This window comes from Kocuria sp. CNJ-770 (genome assembly GCF_001942375.1).
Taxonomy (GTDB): Bacteria; Actinomycetota; Actinomycetes; order Actinomycetales; family Micrococcaceae; genus Kocuria; species Kocuria oceani.
Window position 1 is genome coordinate 17,828 of the sequence record NZ_MKJW01000080.1, and the last position, 25,908, is coordinate 43,735.

Below are 25,908 nucleotides of genomic sequence, written 5' to 3' on the forward strand. Positions count from 1 at the left end.
TCAGACCACCCGCCCGTCGTGGGCGTGGCGGCGCTCCTGCTCCGCGCGCTCCTTCTTGATCAGCTCCAGGGTGCGGACGAGCCGCGGCAGGGTGATGACGACGAGACCGCCCACCATGTTCAGCGGGATGACCCACAGCATCCACAGCAGCCACTCCGTGTAGGAGATGTCCGCGCCCGCGTGCATCGCCCCGAAGATGATGGCCGAGTTCAGCGCACCGTGCAGCATGCCCAGCCCGACGACCAGCAGCCCGTCGATGATCGCGATGACGGCGTGCACCACCTCGTTGCTCGAGCCCTGGCTCATCCGCGTGCCGAGCGTGATGGTGCTGCCGGCCAGCAGCGCCAGGGCGGCCGACTCGACCGTCAGGCCGCCCTCGAGGTACTTGGTGGCCGACTCCTCCAGGACGTCGTGGAACTGCGGGAACGCCGCCACGACGAACCAGGTGAACAACCACCCGCCCAGGAGGTTGGTCAGCAGGGTCACCACCCAGAACCGTGCCAGCTGCAACCAGGTGCTGTGCCGGGAGACCACGGCGTAGATGGGCACCAGGAAGTTCTCCGTGAAGAGCTCCGAGTGGGCGAGCTGGAGGGCGAGCAGCCCGAATCCGAACGCCGCGCCGGCCAGCAGGTCCGATCCGGTGGCCTCCTTGACCGCCAGGAAGGCGAGGATGCCCACGCCCACGTCGATGCCGCCGAAGAGCCCGGTGATGATCAGGGCCCGCCACGTGCGGGTCAGGCGTTCCGCCCCCTCGGTGACCGTGTTCTCGAACCCTTCGACGAGCTCGTCCTCGAGCGGCTCGTCCGTCCGGCCCAGCTCTCTGCGCTTCTCCTCGAGATTTTCCCTGTCGGGTTCCATCGGTGCCCCCTGTGCGGCGTCGTCGGCCCCTGTCGGGGACACGACCAGCCTAGTGATGGCCGCCCACGGCCACGATTCGCCATTCCGGACAAGTGTGGGTAGGATTGTCGTCGTTGCTCACGGCGGTCCGCCGCCGGGGTCGACGAGCGCGAGTGGCGGAATAGGCAGACGCGCACGGTTCAGGTCCGTGTGCCCGAGAGGGCGTGGGGGTTCAACTCCCCCCTCGCGCACCACAGGTTCGATGCAGGACTCCACAGTTCTGCGCAGAGAAGCATCTGGTGCTGCTGAAGGCCGGTTGTTCGGGATGTCCCGAGCAACCGGCCTTCGGCGTTTCCGGAACTCATGTCGCCGCACGGGGCCGTGCCGAACGGCCGGTCGGCCCGCTTCCACTGCGCCCCGGCCGCCGGTCGGCTCCCCCGGCACGTCGGACCGCTCCCCGCACCGGGCGCAGCGGTCGTGTCACACAGCGCGTCGGGCCGTCATGTTCCCGCCAGTCCCCCGACTCCTCCAGGCGGGGCGATGCCTCGTGCGCGACACCTCGCGCACCCCGGTCCGGACGCGGCGGCGGCCGTGGCCGACCTGCGCCATCCCGGGTCTGACACCCCCGTGGCCTGCGGAAACACCGGGTACTGACCGGTCAGGAACGAGTGCCGGACCCGAGAGGGCCGGGTGGGCGCACTCCCCGGGGGCTCAGGCGCCCGCCCGGGGCCGCGGGTGTCGACCAGGGGCGTGGCAGCACCGTTTGCCCTAGTGAAAGCCTTGAACGTCGCGCGAGGCTCCTCTTACGGTGAGGCCACCCGATTCACGGGGACGACCTGTCTCACAGGTCCGGACATGCCTTCCACATGTTCTTTCTCGCATGCATGACGGTCTCGTCGTCATGCCCTTTTCTAGGGGACACCATGGATGATCTGCGCAAGACCCTTGCCGGTGCGGCCATCGCGACCGCCCTCCTCGGCGGCTCGCTCGCCACTCCCGCCTTCGCCGGTGATGACTGGCACGACAAGTCCGAGGACGACAACGGACACGAGTACGGCAACGGCCACGAGAAGGACAAGGACGACAAGGACGAGAACGGCGACGAGAACGGCGACGAGAACGGCAAGGACGAGAAGGACGAGGACGACGAGGAGTCCGAGGACGAGAAGTACGTCCACGAGTACACCTGGAAGCACGACGGCAAGGACTGGTACCACGACGCCGACGACGACGACGAGAAGGACGACGACGAGAAGTACGACCACGAGCACAACTGGAAGCACGACGGCCACGGCTGGTACCACGACGCCGACGACAACGACGAGAAGAACGACGAAAAGGAGGACGACGAGAAGAAGGACGACAAGGACAAGTACGAGCACTCGTCCCACCACAAGAACTGAGCCGATCGGCACCCGGGCCGAGCGACGGCACCGGCACGGCATGCGCTGACAGGGCCTTGCCCGGGTGCTGTGGTCGGTCCGGGAGGGCCGGTGGCCCACCCCGGCTCCCTCCCGGTCGGAGCGCACGGACGGGCGCTCGCCGGGGCCGTTCTGAGCATGCAGGAGCACCCCATCCGGTCAGCGGATGGGGTGCTCCTGCGTGCTCGGCCCCGCTGTCCGCCGGTGCCGGGAGATCCCGCCCGGTCACGGGCAACGACGCGGGCCGGGGCGGGCCGGCCGGTTTCTTGACCGAATCTCCATGTGCTCTCGACACGACCGCCACTCGGACGCCCCAGGCTGGGGGCAGCACCCCGGGAAGGTGCAGGACGTGTGGACGGGTTCCGGACTCCTGCCGGGTCCTCGTGATCGGGACCCTGCTGCCGCCCGGGTCCGGTCACCACCAGGAGGGGAGACATGAGCACCGGCGAGGACTCCGCTGTTCGTCCGCAGGACGGCCACGCCTCCGGTCGCACCGGACGAGAGGCCGGCACGCCGCGCCTGGCCGGTGTGGACGCGGCCCGCGGTCTGGCGCTGATCGGCTTGATCGCCGTGCACGTCCTGCCGGAGGAGAACGACGCCACCGGGGAACCGACGTGGAGCTACCTGCTGTTCGCCGGGGACTCGGCCGCGTTGTTCGCGCTGCTGGCCGGGGTGGGCCTGGCGCTGTCCACGGGCAGGACCCGCCCGCACCGGGGCCGGCAGCTGGCCGCCGACCGGATCGGGCTGGCCGTGCGGGCGGCGCTGATCGCCTGTGTGGGCCTGCTGATCGGCTACGCGATGCCCGAGGACGCCCCGGCCAACGGCATCCTGCTGTTCTACGGGATGTTCTTCCTGCTGGCGATCCCGTTCCTGTCCCTGGGCCCGAGATCTCTGTTCGCCGCCGCCGGTGTGTTCGCGGTGGTCGCCCCGCTGCTGATCCTGGGCCTGCAGGACGCGCTCCCGGACTACTCCTCGTCCAATCCCACCTTCCAGCATCTGCTGAGCGAGCCGACGGCGGTGCTGGCGCAGCTGCTGCTCACGGGCGCCTATCCGGCGCTGGCGTACCTGACCTACATCCTGGCCGGCATGGGGATCGGGCGGCTGGACCTGCGGGCGAGGGACGTGCAGGCGCGTGTGGCCACGATCGGGGCGGGCCTGGCGATCGCGGCCCAGTTCGTCTCCTGGATCCTGCTGTACGCGGCCGGCGGATTCCGGCAGCTGGTCGGGTCGTCGCCCGGCCTGGACGAGGAGGCGCTCATGGAGGCGTTGATCTTCGAACCGGACGTCGACAGGCTGAACTCGCCCTGGTGGCTGGCGGTGACCACCCCGCACATGAGCACGCCCCTGTCCATCGCCTGGAGCCTCGGAGCCGGGTTGACGGTCCTGGGGGTGTTCCTGCTGGCCTCGCGCCGGCTCCGGGTGTGGCTGCGACCGCTGGCGGCGATGGGGGCGATGACGCTGACCCTGTACTCGGCGCACCTGGTGGCCCTGTCCTTCGAGGTCCACTACGACGAGCCCTACCTGTGGTTCCTGGTGCACCTAGTGGTGGCCGCACTGTTCGCCCTCACGTGGCAGAGCCTGGTGGGTCAGGGGCCGCTGGAGAAGGTCGTGGGCACCGCGGTGAGGGCCGCCCGCCGGGCGGTGCTGCGCGGAGCCACCGCCCACCGGACCTAGATCTCCGCCCCGCACGGTGTGCGGGGCCCGCCGCACACCCCTCCGGCCCGGCGGCCCTCGTGCGTGCGGCGCTCAGCCGCTGGACCGGTCGGGCAGGAGGAGCCGGAAGCTGGCCCCCTGGCCGGGTCCGGGGCTGGCGGCCTCCAGGGTCCCGCCGTGCGCCTCCACGAGGGCCTTGCTGATGGCCAGGCCCAGGCCCGACCCGCTGCGGTCACGGTCGTGCTCGCGCCCCGGGGCGGCGCGGTAGAAGCGCTGGAGGACGTGCGGCAGGTGTTCCGGCGCGATGCCCTCGCCGTCGTCGGAGACGGTGATGCTCAGGGCGTGGTCGGCCCGCTCGGTGCGCACGTGGACGTGCCCGCCGGGCGCGGTGTGGCGCAGGGCGTTCTCCAGCAGGTTGGCGAGCACCTGCCCGATCCGCTCCGGGTCCAGGAGCACCGGCCCGGTGCCCGCTCCGGTGCCGGAGGTCGTCACGGTCACGTCCTTGGCGGTGGCGGCCGGGTGGATGCCGGCCACCGCCTGGGCCACCAGGTGCTGCGGGTCCACCGGGGACGGGTGCAGGCGGGTCAGGCCCTCCTCGGCCACGGTCAGTTCCCGGATGTCACGGGCCAGACGCTCCAGGCGGGCGATCTGGGCGGCCAGGATCGCCTGGGTGCGCTCGTCGAGATCCACGACCCCGTCCTCGATGCCCTCCAGATGGCCCTTGAGACTGGCCAGTGGAGTGCGCATCTCGTGCGCGAGATCGGCCAGCATCTGCCGGCGGGTGGTGTCGATGGCCGCGAGCCGGGCGGCCATGTCGTTGAAGGCGACGGCCAGGACGTCGAACTCCTGGCCCAGTCCGGTCGTGGGCACCTGCACGTCGTAGTGGCCGTCGGCGACCTCCCGGGCCGCGGAGGTGAAGGCCCGCAGGGAGCGGCCGACGGTGCGGTGCAGGTAGAAGCTGAGCAGCCCGGCGATGTAGAGCGCGGGGATCCCGCCCGTGGCCATCGCGGTGAGCCCGACCTCCCGGAAGGCGTCCTGCAGGTGGTCCAGCCCGGCGGCCTCGTCGGCGTGCCCGGCCAGGATCAGCTCCCGGTAGAACATGGCCGGGCCGATCAGCGCGGCGGTGAGGATCACCGTGACCAGCCCGGCGGCCAGCACCGCGGCCTGGGCAAGCATCATCCGCGCGGTCAGGCTGCCCCAGTGCCGCGGCGCCCCGGTCCTGGTGGCCGGCGGCGCCCCCGTGGACGGTGCTGCGGCGCTCATCGTCCGGTGCCCATCCGGTAGCCGATGCCGCGCACGGTGTGGATGAAGCGGGGAGCGGCGGCCTCGTCGTGCAGCTTCTTGCGGATCCGCCCGATGTGCACGTCCACCAGGTGCTCGTCTCCGGTCCAGTGGGTGTCCCAGACCAGGTCGACCAGCTGCCGGCGGCTGAGCACGGTCTGCGGGTGGGCGGCCAGGGCGGCCAGCAGGTCGAACTCGATGCGGGTCAGCGCCACCGGCTGCCCGTCCAGGTGCACCTCGCGCGCCAGGGGGTCGACGGCCAGGCGCCCGATCCTGTGCGAGCCCGGCACGGCCTCCGCAGCTCCGGCGCCGCGCCCGAGGACGGGGCCGGAACCGGCCTGGTGGACCCGGCGCATCATGACCTGCACGCGGGCCACCAGCTCGCGGGGGCTGAACGGTTTGGTCATGTAGTCGTCGGCGCCCACCGACAGGCCCACGAGCTTGTCCACCTCGTCGTCGCGGGCGGTGAGCATGAGGATGTAGCAGTTCGAGAAGGTGCGCACCTGCCGGCACACCTCGACCCCGTCCATCCCCGGCAGGCCGAGGTCCAGCACCACGACCTGCGGGTCCTGCGCGCGCACGGCCTCCAGCGCCTCGGTGCCGATGTGACGGACCGTGACCTCGAACCCGGCCTTGACCAGGTAGCCCTGGACCAGGTGCGCGAGGTCCGCCTCGTCGTCGACGACCAGGACCCGGCCCACCGGCGTCGTGGACATTGACTTCTCCTTCGCAGGGGATGCATGACCGGACAGGGCGGCGAGAACGCCGTGCGGGCCCGGACGGGTCCACCCCTCGGTCGTCACCGGCGCCCCGTGGCTCTCATCCTCCCGTGGAACGGGGGCCGCCACCAGACCCGTCACGGGACAGCGCAGAAGGAAGGCGGAAGGAGGCGCCAGGAGGGCGGCAGCAAGAAGGAGCGGGACACCCGAGGGGTGTCCCGCTCCTTCGTCCGCGCCGGGGGCGCGGGTCCGGCCGGCGGGGCTCAGCCGACCGGGACGACCCCGGCGTAGTCGGTCTGGTAACCGGTGACCGGGGCGTGCGGGATCTCGTCCCAGCGCTCCGGGTCCTCCTGCTGGACCTCGCCGGTGGCCAGGCCGAGCAGCAGCTCCTGGAGGGCGAGCACGTTCTGCCGCACGCTCTTGCCGCGGGCCTTCTGACCGAGGCTGCCGTCCGAGGAGTTGCCCGAGGTCTCGAAGAACACCACCGGGTGGGAGTGACCCTCGGGGTTGAGACCGTCGTGGTCCAGGCCGAGCATCATCGCCGAGACGACACCGCCCTTGATGTCGATCTCGTAGCTGCCGCCCACCTGGTAGCGGTCGATGTTGATGGAGCCGTACTTCGAGAGCTCGTCGTAGACGTGCACGTTCATCTGCCGGGTGAGCCGGTCGTAGGCCCCGTCCGCGAGCCCCGGCAGGGTCGGCCCGCCGGGGGCCAGGGAGATGCCCAGGGACAGCGTGACGTCGTCGCCGGTCCCGTGCTCCGTCTTGAGGCCCTGGTGGTGGATGTCCACGCCCCAGGACGGGTCGACGGTCGTCCAGTACTCGTAGAAGGCGCGGGACTCGTCGGCCGCGAAGCCCTCGGCCGTCCAGTCGCGGTTGAGGTCGATGCGCTGCGGCGTCCCGCCCTCCGGCGCGCCGGAGACCTGGTCCCACAGGACGGTGTGCCGGATGTTGGCCTCGGCGCCGTCCGGGTTGTACATGGGGATGACGTGGAAGGTGAACTTCTCGCGCAGCAGCTCGTACTCGGCCGAGCCGTTGGTGCCGAGGTCCTTGAGCAGGGTCAGCAGGGCGTCGGTGCCGTAGGGCTCGTTGCCGTGGATGCGGCCCTGGAGCCACACGTGCTCCTCGCCGGAGCCCACGGTCGCGACCCACAGGTCCCGGCCCTGCTCGGAGGTGCTCACCTCCATCCCGGCCTCCGCCAGGGTGAAGGCGTCCACGCCGTAGCGGCTGGTCCGCTCGAGCTTCTGCAGCTCCCGCACCACGTCGTCGGCGGTGAGGATGCTCGAGATGTTGGTCCGCCCCTCCGTGGAGGGGAAGTTCGCGTCCGCGGCGGCGGGCGCGGCCGCGCCGAGGGGAAGGGCGACGGCGAGCGCGAGCGCCGCCGCGGTCCGGCGCCGGCGGCGCGGGCGGTCCGAGGGGCGGGGGGTCGCGGGGTCGTGGTGCTGAGGGATCACGTGCTGGTCCTCCGGGGGTGAGCGGTGCTGCCGGCGCGTCCCTGGGGTGGTCGGCGCCGGCACGGGGTGCTGGTGATGCTAATCACCATCGCACACACCCGTCACCGCCCCGGGCGCAACAGCAGAAGTACTGCTCGGTAGCGCGGTGTCCGGGGGCGGATCGTCCACGCGCTCCGCCCGCGGCCGGGGTCCGGACCCGCGCAGCGGCCGTCCGCCCGTCGCCCCGGGCGGCGGACGAGCGCGCCGGCACGACCGGTCGGACGGACGCACGGCAGCCCGTTCACACCCCTCGTTTGCACACCGTGCAACGTTGCACTTAGTGTAAGCACGTGCTGCACTCCGACGACCGCCGACGCCAGGTCAAGTCCGCCAACCGCCGCGCCATCATCGACGCCGCGGCCGCCCTCGCCGAGGAGCGCGGCCTCGGCCGCTTCACCGTCGAGGACCTCGCCGAGCGCGCCGGTGTCTCGCGGCGGACGATCTTCAACCACTTCGCCTCGGTCGACGACGCCGTCTACGCCCGGTGCAGCGAGCTGCTGGGCGTGATCGTCGACGACTTCGTCGAACGCGCCGACGCCACCCCGGCGCCCGCCACCCCGAGCACGGGCGCGGTCTTCGAGCAGCTGGCGGACGTCATCGAGCGGACCGACCTGGTCCGGCCCCTCTCCCGCATCGCCCGGCTCGTGGGCACCGGGGAGAACCACCCGGCCACCGTGATATGGGGCCACGAGGTCCTGCAGAACGTCACGGCCCGGCTGACGGACGAGGTGGCCCGGCGCAACCCGCACTCCGACCCCTTCACCGTGGCACTCCTGGCCAGCTCCCTGATCAACGCCATGGAGGTGGCCTTCACGCAGTGGGCGGCGGAGACCGGCGCGGCCGACACGCCCGGCAGCCGGCTCGTCTGGCAGCGCCTGCTGCGCACCGCGGTGGAGCACCTACGGCACGGCTTCGCCGGCTGAACCGCCGCAGCGTCCGCCCCGCACGCGTTCCCCGCCCGCTCCATCCCTCCCCGGGCCCGTCCCGGAACGACCGACAGAGAAGAGCCATGGCCCAATTCCTGTACCGACTCGGGCGCCTCGCCGCCCGCCGCGCCTGGACCGTGATCGCGGCCTGGGCGGCCGTGCTCGTCATCGCGGGCAGCGCCTTCGCCGTGGCCGGCGGCCAGCTGACCACCGCGATCACGATCCCCGGCACCGAGACCCAGCGGCTGTCCGACCGCCTCCAGGACGAGCTGCCCGACGCCGGGCACGGCACCGGGCGGATCGTGTTCCGCACGGAGTCCGGCGAGCCCTTCACCGCCGAGCAGCGCGAACAGATCGGCACGGCCCTGACGGCCGCCGGCGACTCCGCCGGGGTCGACGGCGTGCTGAACCCCTTCACCGCCCAGGCGGAGCGCGAGGACCAGCAGCAGCAGCTCGCCGACGGCCGCGAGCAGCTGGCCGACGGGCGGGACCGGCTCGAGGAGGGACGCGCGCAGCTCGAGGACGCCGAGGCCACCCTGGAGGAGAACCAGGAGAAGCTCGACGACGCCCGCGAGCAGGCCGAGCGGGCCGACGCCCCGGGCCCGGTGCGCGACGAGCTCGAGGAGCGCCAGGAGGCCCTCGACGACGGGCGCGCGGAACTGGAGCGCAACCGGGCCGAGCTGGAGGCCGGCGCCGAGGAGCTCGAGGCCCGCGCCCCGGAGGTGGCGCGCGGCGAGCGGCTGCTGGCCCTGGCCGAGGACACCCGGACCGTCTCCGAGGACGGGACCGCGGCGATGGCCGTGGTGACCTTCACCGCCCAGCAGCAGGCGGTGACCGCCGAGGACAAGGAGTCGCTGCAGGCGGCCGTGGACGAGGTGCCGATCGACGGCGTCCAGGTCGAGTACTCGAGCGAGATCGCCCAGGACATCTCCCAGCTGTTCGGTCCCGCCGAGGTGATCGGCGTCCTGATCGCGGCCGTGGTGCTGCTGGTGATGCTGGGCACCCTGGTCGCGGCCGGCCTGCCCATCCTCACGGCCCTCACCGGCGTGGGCATCGGTGCCCTGGCGACCCTGTCCTTCTCCGGGGTCGTGCAGATGACCTCGGTGACCCCCATGCTCGGGCTCATGCTCGGGCTGGCCGTGGGCATCGACTACTCGCTGTTCATCCTGAACCGGCACCGCCAGCAGCTGCTGCGGGGCGTGGGGCTGCACGAGTCGATCGGCCTGGCCACCGGCACCTCGGGCAACGCGGTGGTCTTCGCCGGGCTCACCGTGATCATCGCCCTGGCCGCCCTGAACGTCACCGGCATCGGGTTCCTGGGAATGATGGGCACCGCGGCGGCGGTGTGCGTGGCCGTGGCCGTGCTGATCGCCGTCACCCTCACCCCGGCGCTGCTGTCGCTGGCCGGGCACCGGCTGCTCTCGGCCAGGGCCCGGGAGCAGGCCGCCCGCACCCCGGCGCACCGCGGCGAGCGGCGTGAGGGCGTGGCCACCCGCCGTCCGGTGCTGACCCTGCTCGCCGGGGTCACGGCCCTCGTGCTGATCGCCCTCCCGGCGGCCTCGATGCGGCTGGGCCTGCCGGACGCCTCCTCGGAGCCGGCCGACTCCACCCAGTACCGGGCCTACCGGATCATCGACGAGCAGTTCGGGGCCGGCGCCAACGGGCCGGTGCTGGTGGTCGCGGACCTGCCCGAGGGCACCGACGCGGCCGGGGCCGCGGACCTGCAGGTGGCCGTCGGCGAGGAGCTCATGGAGCGGGAGAACGTCGTCTCGGTCGTCCCGGCGGGGCTCTCCGAGGACCGGCGCACCGCGGTCTTCCAGGTCACCCCGGCCGAGGGACCGGCCGCGGAGTCCACCGAGGAGCTCGTCGACGACCTCCGCGCCCTCTCCCCCGCCCTGGAGGAGGAGTACGGCGTCGGCATCGGCGTCACCGGACTGACCGGCGGCAACATCGACGTCTCGCAGAAGCTCGCCGCCGCGCTGCCGGTGTACCTGGCGGTGGTGCTGGGCCTGTCCCTGCTGCTCATGGTGCTGGTGTTCCGCTCGGTCCTCGTCCCGGTGATCGCCACCGCCGGGTTCATGCTCACCCTCTTCGCGGCCTTCGGCGCCGTGGTGGCCATCTACCAGTGGGGCTGGCTGGGCGCCGTGTTCGGCGTGCACGACCCGGGCCCGGTGCTCAGCTTCCTGCCCACGCTGCTCGTGGGCGTGCTGTTCGGGCTGGCCATGGACTACCAGCTGTTCCTCGTCTCCGGGATGCGGGAGGCCTACGTCCACGGCCGCTCCGCCCGTGCCGCCGTGCGGGAGGGCCTCGACGCGGGCCGGGCCGTGGTCACGGCCGCGGCGATCATCATGATCTCGGTGTTCACCGGCTTCGTCTTCTCCCACATGGCCATGGTCCGGCCCCTCGGCTTCGGCCTGGCCTTCGGGGTGCTCGTCGACGCCTTCGTGGTGCGGATGACGCTGATCCCCGCGGCCATGCACCTGCTCGGGGACCGGGCCTGGTGGCTCCCCCGCTGGCTGGACCGGGTGCTGCCCGACGTCGACGTCGAGGGCCAGTCCCTGGAGCGCGGTCCCGGGACGGCTCCCCAGGAGCCCGCTCCGGCGCGCGCGGGCACGGAGGAGGTCCGGGAGCCCGTCGCCGCACGGTGACGGGCAGCACACCCGGCGCGGAGGCGACGGCCCACGTCGTCGTCCTCCGCGCCGGAGTCATAGACTGGACCATTGTGAAAGCACTGCTGCTGGAGAACGTCCACCCCGAGGCCGAACGCATCCTCAACGAGAAGGGCATCGAGGTCGAGACCCGCAAGGGAGCCCTCGACACCGAAGAGCTCATCGACGCCCTCGACGGCGTCGAGCTGCTCGGCATCCGGTCGAAGACCCAGGTGACCCGGGAGGTGTTCGACGCCCACCCCGAGCTGCTGTCCGTGGGCGCGTTCTGCATCGGCACCAACCAGATCGACCTCACGGCCGCCACCGAGCACGCCGTGACGTGCTTCAACGCCCCGTACTCCAACACCCGGTCGGTGGTGGAGCTCGCGATCGCCGAGATCATCTCGATGGCGCGGCACCTGACCGACAAGAACCAGGCCATGCACGAGGGCGTGTGGGACAAGTCCGCCACGGGCGCCCACGAGGTCCGCGGCCGCACCCTGGGCATCGTGGGCTACGGCAACATCGGCTCCCAGCTCTCCGTGCTCGCCGAGACGCTCGGCATGCGCGTGTACTACTACGACATCGTGGACCGCCTGCCGCTGGGCAACGCCCAGCGCTGCGACACCCTCGAGGAGCTGCTGGAGCGGGTCGAGACCGTGTCGCTGCACGTGGACGGGCGGGCCGGCAACGACAGCCTGTTCGGCCGCGAGCAGTTCGAGCGGATGCGCCCCCGCTCCCTGTTCCTCAACCTGTGCCGCGGCATGGTGGTGGACTACAACGCCCTGCGCGACGCCCTCGTCAGCGGGCACATCGCCGGGGCCTCGGTGGACGTCTTCCCGAACGAGCCCAAGGCCGCCGGTGACCGGTTCAGCTCGGTGCTGCAGGGCCTGCCCAACGTGATCCTCACCCCGCACATCGGCGGCTCCACGCAGGAGGCGCAGGTGGACATCGGACGGTTCGTGGCGGGCAAGCTCTCGGCCTTCGTGACCTCCGGCTCCACGAGCCTGTCGGTGAACATGCCGCAGGTCCAGCTCAACAGCGCGGTCAACGGCACCCGCATGCTGCACCTGCACCGCAACGTGCCGGGCGTGCTCGCGACCGTCAACAGCGTCCTGGGCAGCCACGGGATCAACATCGACCGCCAGCAGCTGTCCACCCGCGGGGACACCGGCTACCTGGTCACGGACGCCGCCAACGGCGTGACCCGCGAGGTGATCGAGCAGATCCTGGCCCTGCCGGAGACCATCCGCCTCAGCACCATCAACTGAGGCCCCGTCACGCGCCCGTCCCGGCCGCGTGACGGAGCCAGGTGGCACAATGACGGCATGAGCGGCGTCCAGGAGCAGCCCGCCGGCCACGGCAGGAGCACCTACGGGGCGGTCGTGCTCGCCCTCGCTCCCGCGGGGGCGGCACCGGAGCCCGCGGACGGCGCCCGCCCGGGCGAGGACGCCGGCCCGGTCCCGATACCCCCGGGCGCCGGCGCCCTGCACCCCCGCCACCGGGTCGACGCGGCCGCGCTCCTCGCCCGGCTGCGCGCCGAGGGCGTGCTCACCGCCCTGGTCACCGCCCACCCGGAGCTGCCGGTCGACCCGCCGGCGGACATCGTGGTCTCCGCGGATCCGCCCGCGGACCGGACCGCCGGGGCGGGCGGCCCGGACCGGCACCCGCCGGCGGCGTCCCTGCTGCTCGCCGCCCGTCGGCTGGCCGTCGAGCCCGAGCACACCGTGGTGGTCAGCGACAGCAACCGCCTGATCCGCGCCGCGGTGCGCCACGGCTTCGGGCTCGTGGTCGGCGTGGACGGGGCGGCCCGGCGGGGTCCGCTGCTCGCCGCGGGCGCCCACCTCGTGGTGGACAGCCTGGAGGACCTGGACATCCCGGTGCGCGCCGGGCCCGAGGACCCGGGCTGGGGCGGCGGCTCGGGCGGGGAGAGCCCGTGGAACCTCACCTACTCGTGCCTGGACCCCCCGCAGGAGGGCCTGCGGGAGGCGCTGTGCACCCTGGGCAACGGGTACCAGGCCGTGCGCGGGGCAGCGTGCGAGTTCCGCGCCGACGGCACCCACTATCCGGGCACCTACCTCGCAGGCGTCTACGACCGGCTGCGCCAGGAGGTCGAGGGCCGCACGGTGGAGCACGAGGACCTCGTCAACGCGCCCAACTGGCTGCTGCTGCAGTACCGCGTCCAGGACGGGTACTGGTTCGCCCCCACGCCCTCGAACGTGCTCGAGCACCACCAGGACCTCGACCTGCGCGTCGGGGTGCTGACCCGCACCCTGCGCTTCCGGGACGAGGCCGGGCGCACCACCCGCGTGACCACCCGCCGCTTCGTCTCCCAGGAGCAGCGCCACCTCGCCGGCCAGGAGAGCGTCTTCGAGGCCGAGGACTGGAGCGGGATGCTGACCGTGCGCAGCCTGGTGGACGGCGACGTCGACAACCACAACGTCGCCGCGGACTCCCCGCTGACCGGACACCACCTGGAGGAGCCGGAGCTGCTGGACCTGGGCCGCGGCACGGTGCTGGTCGACGCCGCCACCACCCAGTCCAGGATCCGCGTCGCCGTGGCCGCCCGCACCCGGGTGCTGCGCAGCGGGGCCGAGGACCGGATGCACGCCCGCAGGTCCTGCCGCCCGGCCCCCGGCGTGATCGGCCACGAGCTGACGCTGCGGATGACCCCGGGCGCGCGCGTGCGGGTCGAGAAGATCGCCGCGCTCGTGACCTCGCGGGACCGGGCCGTCTCCACCCCCGCGCTCGCGGCCGCCACCCTGCTGGAACGGGCCGGCGGCTTCGACGATCTGCTGGGCGCCCACGTGGCCGCCTGGCAGGCCCTCTGGTCGGCCTTCGCGGTGGCCACCGACGCCGGCGGCCGCCAGGGCCTGGCCGTGAACCTCAACACCTTCCACGTCCTGCAGTCGGTGGCGGCCGCGCACCCGGACCTGGACGCCGGCGTCCCGCCCCGCGGCCTGCACGGCGAGGGCTACCGGGGCCACATCTTCTGGGACGAGATGTTCGTCCACCCCATGCTCACCCTCCGCCGCCCCGAGTGGACCCGGGCGCTGCTGGCCTACCGGTACCGGCGCCTGCCCGAGGCCCGGGCGGCGGCGCACGCGGCCGGCCACGAGGGCGCCATGTTCCCCTGGCAGAGCGGCAGCGACGGCCGGGAGGAGACGCCACGGGCGCTGTTCAACCCGCGCACGAGCCGGTGGATCCCCGACCACTCCCGGCTCCAGCGCCACGTGGGGCTGGCGATCGCCCACAGCGTGTGGCAGTACTACCAGGCCACCGGGGACGCCCGCTTCCTCGTGGAGCAGGGCGCGGAGCTGCTGGTGGAGATCGCCCGGTTCTTCGCGAGCCTGGCCGTGCACGACCCCGAGGACGACCGGTACGTCATCGCCGGGGTGATGGGCCCCGACGAGTTCCACGACGGCCGCCCGGGCGCGCCCGGCTCGGGGCTGCGCAACAACGCCTACACCAACGTCATGACGGCGTGGCTGCTGACCCGGGCGGCGGAGATGGTCGCGCGCCTGGGCCGGGACTACGGCGGGCCCCTGTGGCGGCGGCTGAACCTGCGCGAGGACGAGCTCGCCCACTGGGACCGGGTCCGCACCCGGCTGCGCGTGCCGTTCCTGGCCGGCGGCGTGCTCGCCCAGTTCGAGGGCTACGGGGACCTGCCGGAGTTCTCCTGGGCGGACTACCGGGCCCGGTACGGCCGGATCGGGCGGCTGGACCTCATCCTCGACGCCGAGGGCCTGTCCACCAACGACTACCGGCTGGCCAAGCAGGCGGACGTGCTGATGCTGCTGTACCTGTTCTCCGCCGAGGAGCTGCGCGAGCTGCTGGGGCAGCTGGGCTACGAGTTCCCGGCCGAGGCGGTCCGGGCCACCGTGGCCTTCTACGGCGACCGCTCCTCGCACGGGTCCACGCTCTCCGACGTGGTGCACGCCTGGGTGGAGGCCCGCCGGGACCGCGGCCGCTCCTGGTCCTTCCTGACCCGCGCCCTGGACAGCGACCTCCTCGGCACCCCGGGGGGCACGACCCGGGAGGGCGTCCACCTGGGGGCGATGGCCGGTTCCGTGGACATCCTCACCCGCTGCTACACGGGCCTGGAGGTCCGGGACGACATGCTGTGGCTGCACCCGGCCATCCCGCCGGAGCTGCCCCGGGTGTCCTTCTCGATCAGCTACCGGGACCAGCCGATCCAGGTGGAGCTGACCCGCACCCTGCTGCGGCTCTACCTGGCGCCCGGCACCGCGGCGCCGGTGCGGGTCAGCGTGGACGGCCTGGTGCACGAGCTTACCGCCGGGCAGATCCGGCAGTTCCCCCTGGCGGTGCGCGATGGCTGAGCCCGGCACCGTCCGGCGCGGACCCCCCGCCCCGGACACCGGGATGTCGTTCCCCGGTCACCGCACGTTCCCCCGCGGTCCGGCCGTGAGCGGCCCGCCCGGCCCATTCTGGATCGACGACGCCCCCGACCGCCCCCACCCTGGAGCACCGATGTCAGCAGAGCCCGTCCTCCTCGACCACCGCACGACCCAAGGGTCGCCGGACCCCGACGTCCCGCTCATCGGCCCGGCCACGGGCCGCGCCCTGCACGTGATGAGCTACAACATCCGCTTCCACCACGAGCGCACCCGGCCCGGGGACCCCGACCACTGGCCCGACCGCGCACCCCGGCTGGGGCGGCTGCTGCGGCTGGAGCAGCCGACCCTGCTCGGCGTGCAGGAGGCCCTGTACCACCAGCTGCCGGCGGTGGCGCAGGCCTTGCCCGCCGGCTACGGGATGCTCGGCTACGGCCGCGCGGGCGGGAGCAAGGGCGAGTACTCCGCGATCTTCTACGACGCCCGCCGCCTGGAGGCCCTCGAGTGGGACCAGTTCTGGCTCTCCGACACCCCGGAGCTCATCGGCTCGACCACCTGGGGCAACGACGTCCCCCGCATCGTGACCTGGGGCCGGTTCCTGGACCGTGGCACCGGCTCCGAGCTCGTGCTCGTCAACACCCACTTCGACCACGACTCGGAGACCGCCCGCGAGCGCAGCGCGGACGCCGTGGTGGAGCTCGTGCACAGCTTCCCCGCGCGCACCCCCGTCCTGGTCACCGGGGACTTCAACGCCGACGCGGACGGCTCCGGGCCCTACGCCACGCTCGTGGGCTCGGGGGTGCTGGACGACACCTGGACCACGGCCGAGCGGCGGCTCACCCCGGCGTGGGGCACGTTCCCGGACTACGGGGAGCCCGTGCGCGGCGACGAGCGCATCGACTGGGTGCTGGCCACCCCCGGCATCCGGGTGCGGCGCAGCGCGATCAATCCCGCCCGCTTCGGCGGGGGCCACCCCAGCGACCACGCCCCGGTGCAGGTGCTCGTCTCCGTCGGGCCGAGCTGAGCGCTACGGCCCGGCGGTGAGGGATCGCCACGGGCGGGCGCCGTCGGCGGCGGCGCCCATGGACTCCACGGTCGCCGCCGTGCGGGCCAGGGACGCGGCATCCTCCTCGGGGGAGCGGCACACCTGCTCGGCGGGCAGCGCGCACCAGCGGATCGGGTCGAGGGTCAGGATGTGCGGGATCCACACCGGGTCCCCGGCCACCCACCGTCCGTCCTGGCGGGTGAAGCTCATCCGGACCGTCAGCCCCTCGTTGTTGACCGGCACGCGGGTGGCGTGCTCGGAGAGGCTGTTGCCCAGGCCGTGGACGATCCAGGTGTCCCCGTGCTTCTCGAGGGGCAGCGCCGAGTGCGTGTGGTGGCCGTAGACGAAGTCGAAGGCGCCGCTGTCGGCCAGCGCGTGCGTGACCTCGAGCTGCTGGGCGTTCGGCGCGGAGGAGTACTCCTCCCCGGCGTGGACGGCCGCCAGGACGATCTCGGCGCCTGCCGCCCGGGCCCGGCGGGCCTTCTCGACCATGTCCGGCACGTCCAGCAGGTCCACCCGCCACGGGGCGTCCGGGACGTTGCCGTTGAGGCCGTAGGTGCCCGCCACCAGCCCGACCTGCACCCCGCCGGCGTCCAGGACCAGGGGGTCGGCGGCCTCCGCCGCCGACCGGTACGTGCCGGTCGAGGCGATCTCCGCCCCGTCCAGGACGCCGAGGGTCCGCTCCAGCCCCTCCTCCCCGGCGTCCAGGGCGTGGTTCGTGGCGGTGGTGCACGCGTCGTAGCCGATCCCGGCCAGGGCGGGCACGATCTGCGGCGGCACCTCGAACGCCGGGTAGCCGGTGTAGGGCCCCCCGGCCGCGGCCAGCGGGGTCTCCATGTCGCAGATCGCCAGGTCGGCGTCCTGGGTGAACGGGCGCAGGCCCTCCACGAGCGGGCCGAAGTCGAGCTCCCCGCCGCCGTCGGCCTCCGCCTGCGCCCACAGCCCCGGGTGCAGCAGGACGTCGCCGGTGACCACGATCTCCAGCTCGTCCGGCGCCGCGGGCCCGGTCGGCTCCGCCGAGGAGGACCCGCCGGTGGGGGACGCCGCCGGGTCGCCCGCGCCGGCGCCCGCTTCGGCGCCCGGGTCTCCGGGGGCGGAGCAGCCGGCGAGGCCCGGTCCGGCGCCGAGCAGCACGGCGAGCAGGGTGGCGGCGGCAGCGCGGCGCCCCGGCCGGTCGAGGGGTCGAGAGGTCATGGACCGAGGGTAGGCCACCGGTGGCCGGGCCACTCACCGGCCGCCCGTCAGGACAGCACCGTGGACCAGAGCTTCTCGTCCTCGGGGCGGTGCGGCACCTCGGTGCTGGGCACCAGCTCGGCGGGCGCCGCGTGGGCGCGGTCCTTGAGCGCCAGCATCTCCACCAGGTCCTCCAGCGGGGTGGCCGAGTTGTCGGCCCGGAGGTCGACGTCGAGCAGCACCGGGTACTGGAACCCCGCGAGGGTGTCGGCCACGACCACGGCGGCGCTCTGCTGGCCGCGGCTGTCCCCGCCCGCGTCCTGCCCCGCGCGCAGGCAGGCCACGAGCGCGTGGGCGAGGTCCATGCTGCTCAGCGCGGGCACGGCGAGGGCCTCGTCCACCGAGGCGCGCATGGCCTCGACGACCTCCGGGCCGGCCAGGAAGTTGCCCACGACCACGAAGTCGGCGCCGGCCACCCCGCCGGCCCAGGGGGTGCACAGGCTGCCGGTCAGGTGCGCGCCGGGGCCCGCCACGGGCAGCGCCGCGACCTGGCGCAGCGCCAGGTCGCGGTCGGCGTCGGCAAGGCCCGCGATCGCCTCCTCGGCCGTGCCGCCGTGGTGCAGGGTGCGCAGCATCTCGTAGCGCAGCCGCCGGTTGGTCCACGCCTGGGAGGCGACCACCCCGGCGGTGGGCACCAGGGCGGGCACGGCGTTGCCCACGGCGAGCGAGCAGCTCGCCGTGGCGGCGCCGAGGAGGCGGGAGTCCGCGCTCCTGGCGATCACGGTGTAGGTCACGAGCACCTCCTGGCCGTCGGGACGGCCGTTTCGTCGTACCGGGTCGTTGTCCCGCCGGCCGCGGCGGACCGGGTGCTCCCGGCGCGCCCGGGACGGCGGGTGTGGTCGGGGGGCGTCCCGCCTGCATAGGGTGGGAGGACACCGACGACCAGGTGTGCACCGGCAGGGCGGCCGGATCCGGCCTGCCGGAGCCCACGGGGCGGACGGCTCATTCCTACCACCGGGAGGCGGCCCATGGCACGCGGAGCACGGATCGTCGGGCTGGCCGCCGCCGCGGGACTGGCCCTGAGCGCCTGTTCGGTGGGCGAGGGCGTTGACCTCGCGGGGGCCGGGGAGCTGGACACCGACGACTACCTCCGGGTCGCCATCGCCGGGGAGCCGGACCAGCTGGACCCTCACAACACCAGCGCCTACTTCTCCTTCCAGATCCTGGAGAACGTCTACGACACCCTGGTGGAGCCGGACGAGAACCTCGAGATGCAGCCGGCCCTCGCCGAGTCCTGGGAGGTCAGCGAGGACCAGCTGTCCTGGACGTTCCGCCTGCGCGAGGACGTCGTCTTCCACGACGGCTCCCCGTTCACCGCCGAGGACGTCGTCTACTCCTACGACCGGATCATCGACGAGCAGCTGGCCAACGCCTACCGGCTGTCCGCCGTCGAGGACGTCGTGGCGGTGGACGAGCACACCGTGCGCATCGACGTGTCCCAGCCGACGCCCGCCCTGCTCGCCGCGATCGGCGGGTACAAGGGCATGGCCATCGTCGAGCAGCAGAACGTGGAGAGCGGGGACGTCCAGCTCGACCCGGTGGGCACCGGCCCGTTCGAGGTGGTGGGCAACACCGCCGGCACGGCCGTGACCCTGCGGGCCAACGACGACTACTGGGGCGAGGGGCCCCACGTGCCGGGGGTCGTCTACCGGTTCATCTCGGAGGGCAGCACCGCGCTCGCCGACCTCACCGCCGGGGAGGTGCACTGGACCGACTCCATCCCGCCGCAGCGGGTGAACTCCCTGCGGCAGAACCCCGACGTCGAGGTCGCCGGGGTCCCCTCGACGGACTACTGGTACGTCACCATGAACCAGGCCCGCCCGCCCTTCGACTCCCCCGAGGCGCGCCTGGCCGTGGCCCGGGCCATCGACCGGGAGGCCATCGCCCAGGTCACCTGGTACGGCAACGCCACGGTCAACCAGACCGCCGTCCCGGAGACCTCGGTCTGGTACCACGAGTACGCGCCCTTCGAGCAGGACCCGGAGCGGGCCCGGGAGCTCGCCGAGAGCTCCGGGCTCACCGGGGAGACCATCGACCTCATGGTCACCAACGAGTACCCGGAGACGGTCACGGCCGCCCAGGTGATCGCCGCGAACCTCTCCGACATCGGGGTGTCCACGAACATCCGGACCCTGGACTTCGCCACGTGGCTCGACGAGCAGGCGCAGGGCAACTTCGACATGCTGCTGCTGGGCTGGCTCGGCAACGTGGACGTGAACGACTACTACTACAACCAGCACCACTCGGAGGGCTCCAACAACGCCCAGGGCTACAGCAACCCCGAGGTCGACCGGCTGCTGGAGGCCGGGCGCACCGAGACCGACCCGGACGCCCGCAAGGAGTTCTACGACCGGGCGGCGGAGCAGATCGTGGACGACGCCAGCTACGTCTACCTCTACAACCCCGACGTGGTCCAGGCCTGGGCCCCCGAGCTGCAGGGCTACGAGGCCCGCCCGGACCGGGCGATCCGGTTCAAGGACGTCCGGCTCGAGGAGGACACGGAATGAACAGCCCGCTCCTGAGATTTCTCGCCAAGCGCCTGCTGCACACCGCGGTGGTGCTCTTCGGGGTGCTGGTCGTGGTCTTCGCGCTCCTGCAGCTCGTCCCCGGCGACCCGGTGCGGGTGGCCCTGGGCACCCGGTTCACGCAGGAGTCCTACGACGCGCTGCGCGAGGCCTCCGGGTTGGACCGGCCCCTGCTGGTGCAGTTCTTCGCCTACGTCGGCAACGCCCTGACGGGGAACCTCGGGGTGAGCTTCCGCAGCGGCGAGCCGGTGACGCTCATCCTCCTGGACCGCCTCCCGGCCACCGTGTCCCTGGCCCTGGCCGGGATCGCGATCGCGCTGCTCATCGCCTTCCCGCTCGGCACCTGGGCCGCCCTGCGCCGGGGTTCCGCGGCGGACGGCGGGATCCGCGCCGTGAGCCAGTTCGGCGTCTCGGTCCCCGACTTCTGGCTGGGGCTGCTGCTGATCATCGTGTTCTCCACGATGCTCGGGCTGCTGCCGCCTTCCGGCTACGTGCCCTTCACCGAGGACCCGTGGGGGTGGGTCCAGCGGGTGATCCTGCCGGGCCTGGCCGTGGGGGTGGTCTCCGGGTCGATCATGACCCGCTACGTGCGCTCGGCGGTGCTCGACGTCGTCGGCTCCAACTACGTCCGCACCGCCCGCTCCAAGGGGCTGCCGCGCCGGGCGGTCGTCGGCCGGCACGTGCTGCGCAACGCCCTCGTGCCGATCCTGACCGTGGCGGGCGTGCAGGCGGCGACGATGCTGGGCGGGCTCATCGTGATCGAGGTGGTCTTCGCGTGGCCGGGGCTGGGGCGGCTGGTGTTCGACGCCGTCGCGGCCCGCGACTACCCGGTGGTCCAGGGCACGGTGCTGCTGATCGCCCTGATGTTCCTGCTCATCAACTTGCTCGTGGACATCCTGTACGCCGTCGTCGACCCGAGGATCCGTGTGTCATGACCACCTCCCGGACGCCCCCGCCCGAGCGCCGCGCCCCGAGCGCCGGCCCCGCCCGCACCGGACCCGTGCCCGGTCCGGCGGAGCTCCCCGAGGAGACCGCCCGCACGGGCACCGTGCGGATGCTGGTCTCCAACAAGGTCACGGCGGCGGGACTGGTGATCCTGCTGCTGGTGGTGCTGCTGGCGCTGTTCGGGCGCTGGATCGCGCCCTACGGCGCCAACGACATCGACGTGGTCAACGCCCTGCGCCCGCCCTCGGGCGCGCACCTGTTCGGCACCGACGAACTGGGCCGGGACGTGTTCTCCCGGGTGGTGCTCTCCGCCCGCGTCTCGCTCACCGTGGGGCTCGTGGCGGTGGGCATCGCCCTGGTGGTGGGGGTGGCCGTGGGGCTGGTGGCCGGCTTCTTCGGCGGCTGGCTGGACACGGTGATCATGCGCAGCGCCGACGTGCTCTTCGCGTTCCCCATCCTGCTGCTGGCCATGGCGATCGTGGCCGTGCTCGGGCCCGGGCTGACCACGGCGATGATCGCGATCGGGGTGGTCTACACGCCCATCTTCGCCCGGATCACCCGCGCCTCCACGCTGGCCGTCCGCGAGGAGCTCTACGTCAAGGCCTCGGTGTCCGTGGGGGCGTCCAACGGGCTGATCCTGCGCCGGCACGTGCTGCCGAACATCATGGGCCCGATCACCGTCCAGACCTCCCTCTCGCTGGCCTTCGCGATCCTCTCCGAGGCCGCCCTGTCCTTCCTGGGCCTGGGCATCCAGCCCCCGGAGCCCTCCTGGGGCCGGATGCTCTACGACGCGCAGGCCTTCATCTACGACGCCTGGTGGATGAGCGTGTTCCCGGGCCTGGCGATCTTCCTCACCGTGCTGGCGTTCAACCTCGTGGGCGACGGCATGCGCGACGTCCTGGACCCGCGCCAGCGCACCGCCGACGAGATCCGCAGGAGCGCCTGATGCCCACGACCGAGCACCGCCGGCCCGCCCCGCCGTCCCCCACCGGAGGGGACGTGCTGCTGGACGTGCGCGACCTCGCCGTGCGCATCGGCCCGGCCGAGATCGTCAACGGCGTGTCCTTCTCCGTCCCCCGCGGGGGCACCCTGGGCATCGTGGGCGAGTCCGGCTCCGGGAAGTCCATGACGGTGCTCGCGGCCACCGGGCTGATCGACTCCCCGCCCGCTCGGGTGAGCGGGCAGTCCCTGCTGGACGGCCAGGACATCGTGGCCATGGACCCCCGGCGGCTGCGCGGCGTCCACGGCAAGCGGATCGGCTTCGTCTTCCAGGACCCGTCCACGTCCCTGAACCCCGTGCTGACCGTCGAGCAGCAGCTCACCGAGGCCCCGCGCTTCCACCTGGGCCTGACCCGCCGCGAGGCCCGCCGCCGCGCCCTCGAGCTGCTCGAGGCCGTGGGCATCCCCGACCCGCAGTCCCGCCTCGCCTCCTACCCGCACCAGCTTTCCGGCGGGATGAAGCAGCGCGTGATGATCGCGCTGGCCCTGGCCTGCGACCCCGAGCTGCTCGTGGCGGACGAGCCGACCACCGCCCTCGACGTCACCACCCAGGCCCAGATCCTCGAGCAGGTCAAGCAGCTGCAGGCGTCCCGCGGGATGAGCGTGATCTGGATCAGCCACGACCTCGGGGTGGTCGCCGGGATCGCGGACCGGGTGGCCGTGCTCTACGGCGGGCAGGTCGTGGAGTCCGCGCCGCTCGAGGAGCTCTTCACCGACCCCCGCCACCCCTACACCCGGGGGCTGATGGCCTCCCGGCCGCAGACCGCCGGCCGCAAGGGCGAGCTCGCCGTGATCCCCGGCAGCCCGCCGGACCCCAAGCACCTGCCCCAGGGCTGCCTGTTCTGGGACCGCTGCCCGGTCCGCGGGAACCCCCGCTGCGAGACGGAGCGCCCGCCGGAGACCACGGTGGGCCCGGAGCACACGGTGCGCAGCTTCTACGGCGCGGAGCGCACCGGCCGGACAGGAGGAGCCCGATGACCGACGACGAGCGCCCGCTGCTGAGCGTGCGGGACCTGCAGGTCCGCTTCCCCGTCACCACCGACCGGGGCAAGGGCGTGGTGCACGCGGTGGCCGGGATCGACTTCGACATCCACCGGGGCCGCACCGTGTCCCTCGTGGGCGAGTCCGGCTCCGGGAAGTCCACGGTGGCCAACGCGCTGATGCACCTCGTGGAGCCCAGCGCCGGGACCGTGCTGCTCGACGGCCGGGACATCACCTCGGTGCGGGGCAAGGAGCTCAAGGCCCTGCGCCGGCGGATCGCCATGGTGTTCCAGGACCCGTTCGCGTCCCTGGACCCGCGCCAGCACGTCTCCCGCGCCGTCGAGGAGCCGCTGGAGGTGCACGGCCTCGGCGGGGACCGGGCCGGCCGCCGCCGCCGGGTGGCGGAGCTGTTCGAGCTCGTGGGGCTGTCCGGCCGGTTCCTGGACCGGTACCCCCACGAGCTCTCCGGCGGGCAGCGCCAGCGCGTGTCCATCGCCCGGGCCCTGGCGGGGGAACCGGACCTGATCATCCTCGACGAGGCCACCGCCTCGTTGGACGTCTCGGTGCAGGCCCAGATCATGAACCTGCTCAACCGGCTGCAGGGCGAGCTCGGGCTCACCTACCTGTTCATCGCCCACGACCTCGCCGTGGTGGAGCACATGAGCGACCACGTGCTGGTGATGTACCTGGGACGGCTGATGGAGGACGGGGACGTGCAGGACGTCTTCGACGCCCCCGCCCACCCCTACACGAAGGCCCTGCTCGCCTCGGCCCCCGCCGCGGACCCGGTGGCGGAGCGGCGGCGGAGGACCGCGCCGCTGGAGGGAGAGGTCCCCTCCCCCCTCCACCCGCCCTCCGGCTGCGTCTTCCGCACCCGCTGCCCGTGGGCGGCCGACGAGTGCGCCGGCACCGTGCCCGTCCCGGTGCCGCCCCCGCCGCACCCGAGCGCCGGGCCGCAGCCGGAGCACGGCGGCCGCGGACCCGCCGTCCGGGAGCACGTCGCCGCCTGCATTCGGCTGCCGGAGGTGCGGGCGTCGTCGGGCACGGGCACCCCGTCCCCGGAGGTCCCGCCCACCGGGGCGCACTCCGCGACGACCCCGGCGGGCGCGACGCGCACCGCGCCGTGGGACGCCGGCGCCCCCGATCCCTGATCCGGAGCACGACCGACCCGACCACCTTGGAGCCGAGATGAGCGACCGACCCTCCGTCCCCGGAGCACACGTGCGGGACGACGACACCACGCCGCGCGACGGCGGTGACGCCGACCTCCTGTCCCCCGGGGAGCTGGCCCCCGCCGAGCACCGGAAGACGCACCGGATCCGGTGGGCGGGCCTGGTGGCCGGTCTGGCCCTGTCCCTGCTGGTCTACGCCGTGCTGCCCGCGGACCTGGCCCACCCCGCCAAGCTCACCGCCGCCACGGCCGTCCTGATGGGCGTGTGGTGGATGACCGAGGCGATCCCGATCCCGGCCACCGCCCTGCTGCCGCTGATCGTCTTCCCCGTGCTCGGGGAGGACGTGGCGGTCGACGACGTCGGGGCCTCCTACGGCAGCAACATCATCTTCCTGTTCATGGGCGGGTTCCTGCTCGCGCTGGCGATGCAGCGCTGGAACCTGCACCGCCGGATCGCCCTGCGCACGGTCCGGGTGATGGGGACCCGGCCGGCCCGGATGGTGGCCGGGTTCATGGTCGCCACGGCCTTCCTCAGCATGTGGGTGTCCAACACGGCCACCGCGGTCATGATGCTGCCCATTGGCGTGTCCGTGCTGCTGCTGCTGCCGAATCTGCTGAAGGACTCCGGGCCGGGCTCCGAGGGCGCGACGGAGGGCGCCCTGCAGGACGCTGAGCTGGGAGACGCGGACCCGCAGAGCGCCGAGGTGAAGGAGGCCGTCATCACCTCGGACTTCGGGACCTCGCTGATGCTGGGCATCGCCTACGCCGCCTCGATCGGCTCGCTGAGCACGATCATCGGCACCCCGCCCAACACGCTGATGGTCGGTTACCTGCAGGAGGCCCACGGCATCACCGTGGGCTTCGGCCAGTGGATGCTCGTGGGCGTCCCGCTGTCCGTCGTCATGCTCGGCATCGCCTGGTTCCTGCTCACCAAGGTGCTGTTCAGGCCCGAGATCGACGAGATCCCCGGGGGCCGGAAGCTGATCGACGGCGAGCTGCGCAAGCTCGGTCCCATGTCCACCGGGGAGAAGCTCGTGCTCGCCGTGTTCGTGCTGGCCGCGCTCAGCTGGGTGTTCGTGCCCGTCCTCTTCGACGACCCGCCGATCAGCGACGCCGGCATCGCCATGGCCGTGGGGCTCCTGCTGTTCCTGCTGCCCGCCGGCGCCCGGCGCGGGGTCCGGCTGCTGGACTGGGAGACCGCCGTCAAGCTGCCCTGGGGCGTGCTCCTGCTCTTCGGCGGAGGCCTGGCCCTGTCCTCCCAGTTCTCCTCCTCCGGGCTGACCGACTGGATCGGGGAGGGCGCCGCCGCCCTGGGGGCGGTCCCGGTGGTCCTCGTCGTCGCGATCCTCGCGGCCGGCATCCTGTTCCTGACGGAGCTCACCAGCAACACGGCCACGGCCGCCACGTTCCTGCCGGTCTCCGGCGGAGTGGCCCTGGGGCTCGGGCTGGACCCGATGCTGCTGGCCGTCCCCGTGGCCCTCGCGGCCACGTGCGCGTTCATGCTGCCGGTGGCCACGCCGCCCAACGCGATCGCCTTCGGCTCCGGCTACGTGACCATCGGGCAGATGCTCCGCGGCGGGCTGTGGCTGAACCTCATCGGCATCGCCCTGGTCACGCTCGTCACGATGACCCTGGCCACCTGGGTGTTCGGCATCGTGTACTGACGGGGACCCGGC

The 25,908-nt window shown here is 73.0% G+C and carries 19 protein-coding genes and 1 tRNA gene; 14 read left to right on the plus strand and 6 right to left on the minus strand.

The features are described from left to right. On the minus strand, positions 1-858 hold the full coding sequence (locus BJF77_RS05805; RefSeq protein ID WP_047804719.1) for a formate/nitrite transporter family protein: 858 nt from the start codon (positions 856-858) through the stop codon (positions 1-3). 146 nt (positions 859-1,004) lie between these two features. Here BJF77_RS05805 and BJF77_RS05810 point away from each other — a divergent pair. The 3 genes from BJF77_RS05810 (at position 1,005) to BJF77_RS05820 (ending at position 3,932) form a co-directional block, all read left to right on the plus strand. Then, a tRNA-Leu gene (locus BJF77_RS05810) sits at positions 1,005-1,091 on the plus strand. Positions 1,092-1,760: 669 nt separating this feature from the next. Continuing rightward, a complete protein-coding gene (locus tag BJF77_RS05815; RefSeq protein ID WP_075871562.1) occupies positions 1,761-2,240 on the plus strand; it encodes a hypothetical protein in 480 nt (159 codons plus the stop codon). 453 nt (positions 2,241-2,693) lie between these two features. Further along, entirely contained in the window at positions 2,694-3,932 is a 1,239-nt protein-coding gene (locus BJF77_RS05820) for a heparan-alpha-glucosaminide N-acetyltransferase domain-containing protein (RefSeq protein WP_083664995.1), read from the plus strand. A 72-nt stretch (positions 3,933-4,004) separates the two neighbouring features. On the opposite strand, the gene BJF77_RS05825 is transcribed toward BJF77_RS05820, so the two are convergent. The 3 genes from BJF77_RS05825 to BJF77_RS05835 all read right to left on the minus strand — a co-directional run bounded on the left by BJF77_RS05825 (position 4,005) and on the right by BJF77_RS05835 (position 7,365). Further along, positions 4,005-5,090, minus strand: a complete 1,086-nt coding sequence (locus BJF77_RS05825; RefSeq protein WP_255396152.1) for a cell wall metabolism sensor histidine kinase WalK — start codon at positions 5,088-5,090, stop codon at positions 4,005-4,007. A gap of 80 nt (positions 5,091-5,170) precedes the next feature. Further along, positions 5,171-5,908 (minus strand): response regulator transcription factor, encoded by a 738-nt coding sequence (locus BJF77_RS05830; protein WP_075871563.1) that lies wholly within the window; start codon positions 5,906-5,908, stop codon positions 5,171-5,173. A 266-nt stretch (positions 5,909-6,174) separates the two neighbouring features. Then, positions 6,175-7,365 carry a M14 family zinc carboxypeptidase gene (locus BJF77_RS05835; protein WP_075871564.1) on the minus strand — a complete coding sequence of 397 codons (1,191 nt, stop codon included), beginning with the start codon at positions 7,363-7,365 and terminating at the stop codon, positions 6,175-6,177. A 329-nt stretch (positions 7,366-7,694) separates the two neighbouring features. On the opposite strand from BJF77_RS05835, the gene BJF77_RS05840 reads away from it, so the two are divergent. The 5 genes from BJF77_RS05840 to BJF77_RS05860 all read left to right on the plus strand — a co-directional run bounded on the left by BJF77_RS05840 (position 7,695) and on the right by BJF77_RS05860 (position 16,357). Further along, positions 7,695-8,327: a TetR/AcrR family transcriptional regulator gene (locus tag BJF77_RS05840; RefSeq protein ID WP_075871565.1), complete on the plus strand. Its 633-nt coding sequence runs from the start codon at positions 7,695-7,697 to the stop codon at positions 8,325-8,327. A gap of 86 nt (positions 8,328-8,413) precedes the next feature. Next, on the plus strand, positions 8,414-10,978 hold the full coding sequence (locus tag BJF77_RS05845; protein ID WP_075871566.1) for an MMPL family transporter: 2,565 nt from the start codon (positions 8,414-8,416) through the stop codon (positions 10,976-10,978). Between the two features lie 74 nt (positions 10,979-11,052). Beyond that, positions 11,053-12,249 carry a phosphoglycerate dehydrogenase gene (serA, locus tag BJF77_RS05850; protein WP_047803050.1) on the plus strand — a complete coding sequence of 399 codons (1,197 nt, stop codon included), beginning with the start codon at positions 11,053-11,055 and terminating at the stop codon, positions 12,247-12,249. 57 nt (positions 12,250-12,306) lie between these two features. After that, positions 12,307-15,318, plus strand: coding sequence for a glycosyl hydrolase family 65 protein (locus tag BJF77_RS05855; protein ID WP_075871567.1), 3,012 nt, complete (start codon positions 12,307-12,309; stop codon positions 15,316-15,318). Positions 15,319-15,469: 151 nt separating this feature from the next. Continuing rightward, positions 15,470-16,357, plus strand: a complete 888-nt coding sequence (locus BJF77_RS05860) for an endonuclease/exonuclease/phosphatase family protein (protein WP_047803052.1) — start codon at positions 15,470-15,472, stop codon at positions 16,355-16,357. Between the two features lie 3 nt (positions 16,358-16,360). Here BJF77_RS05860 and BJF77_RS05865 read toward each other — a convergent pair whose 3' ends face one another. Beyond that, a complete protein-coding gene (locus tag BJF77_RS05865) occupies positions 16,361-17,572 on the minus strand; it encodes a CapA family protein (protein WP_047803053.1) in 1,212 nt (403 codons plus the stop codon). A 47-nt stretch (positions 17,573-17,619) separates the two neighbouring features. Beyond that, a complete protein-coding gene (locus BJF77_RS05870) occupies positions 17,620-18,345 on the minus strand; it encodes a DUF1028 domain-containing protein (RefSeq protein WP_075871568.1) in 726 nt (241 codons plus the stop codon). A 234-nt stretch (positions 18,346-18,579) separates the two neighbouring features. On the opposite strand from BJF77_RS05870, the gene BJF77_RS05875 reads away from it, so the two are divergent. The 6 genes from BJF77_RS05875 to BJF77_RS05900 are packed head-to-tail and all read left to right on the plus strand — an operon-like array spanning position 18,580 to position 25,896. After that, on the plus strand, positions 18,580-20,118 hold the full coding sequence (locus tag BJF77_RS05875) for an ABC transporter substrate-binding protein (RefSeq protein ID WP_075871569.1): 1,539 nt from the start codon (positions 18,580-18,582) through the stop codon (positions 20,116-20,118). Then, positions 20,115-21,071, plus strand: coding sequence for an ABC transporter permease (locus BJF77_RS05880; RefSeq protein ID WP_047805161.1), 957 nt, complete (start codon positions 20,115-20,117; stop codon positions 21,069-21,071). Before BJF77_RS05875 ends, BJF77_RS05880 begins: the two co-directional genes overlap by 4 nt. Continuing rightward, positions 21,068-22,027: an ABC transporter permease gene (locus tag BJF77_RS05885; protein WP_083664996.1), complete on the plus strand. Its 960-nt coding sequence runs from the start codon at positions 21,068-21,070 to the stop codon at positions 22,025-22,027. The genes BJF77_RS05880 and BJF77_RS05885 overlap by 4 nt, the downstream gene beginning before the upstream one ends. Then, on the plus strand, positions 22,027-23,058 hold the full coding sequence (locus BJF77_RS05890) for an ABC transporter ATP-binding protein (RefSeq protein WP_047805162.1): 1,032 nt from the start codon (positions 22,027-22,029) through the stop codon (positions 23,056-23,058). Before BJF77_RS05885 ends, BJF77_RS05890 begins: the two co-directional genes overlap by 1 nt. Continuing rightward, positions 23,055-24,212 (plus strand): ABC transporter ATP-binding protein, encoded by a 1,158-nt coding sequence (locus BJF77_RS05895; RefSeq protein ID WP_075871570.1) that lies wholly within the window; start codon positions 23,055-23,057, stop codon positions 24,210-24,212. Before BJF77_RS05890 ends, BJF77_RS05895 begins: the two co-directional genes overlap by 4 nt. A 37-nt stretch (positions 24,213-24,249) precedes the next feature. Then, complete coding sequence (locus tag BJF77_RS05900) at positions 24,250-25,896, plus strand: DASS family sodium-coupled anion symporter (protein ID WP_075871571.1); 1,647 nt, start codon at positions 24,250-24,252, stop codon at positions 25,894-25,896. The last annotated feature ends 12 nt before the right edge of the window (positions 25,897-25,908 follow it).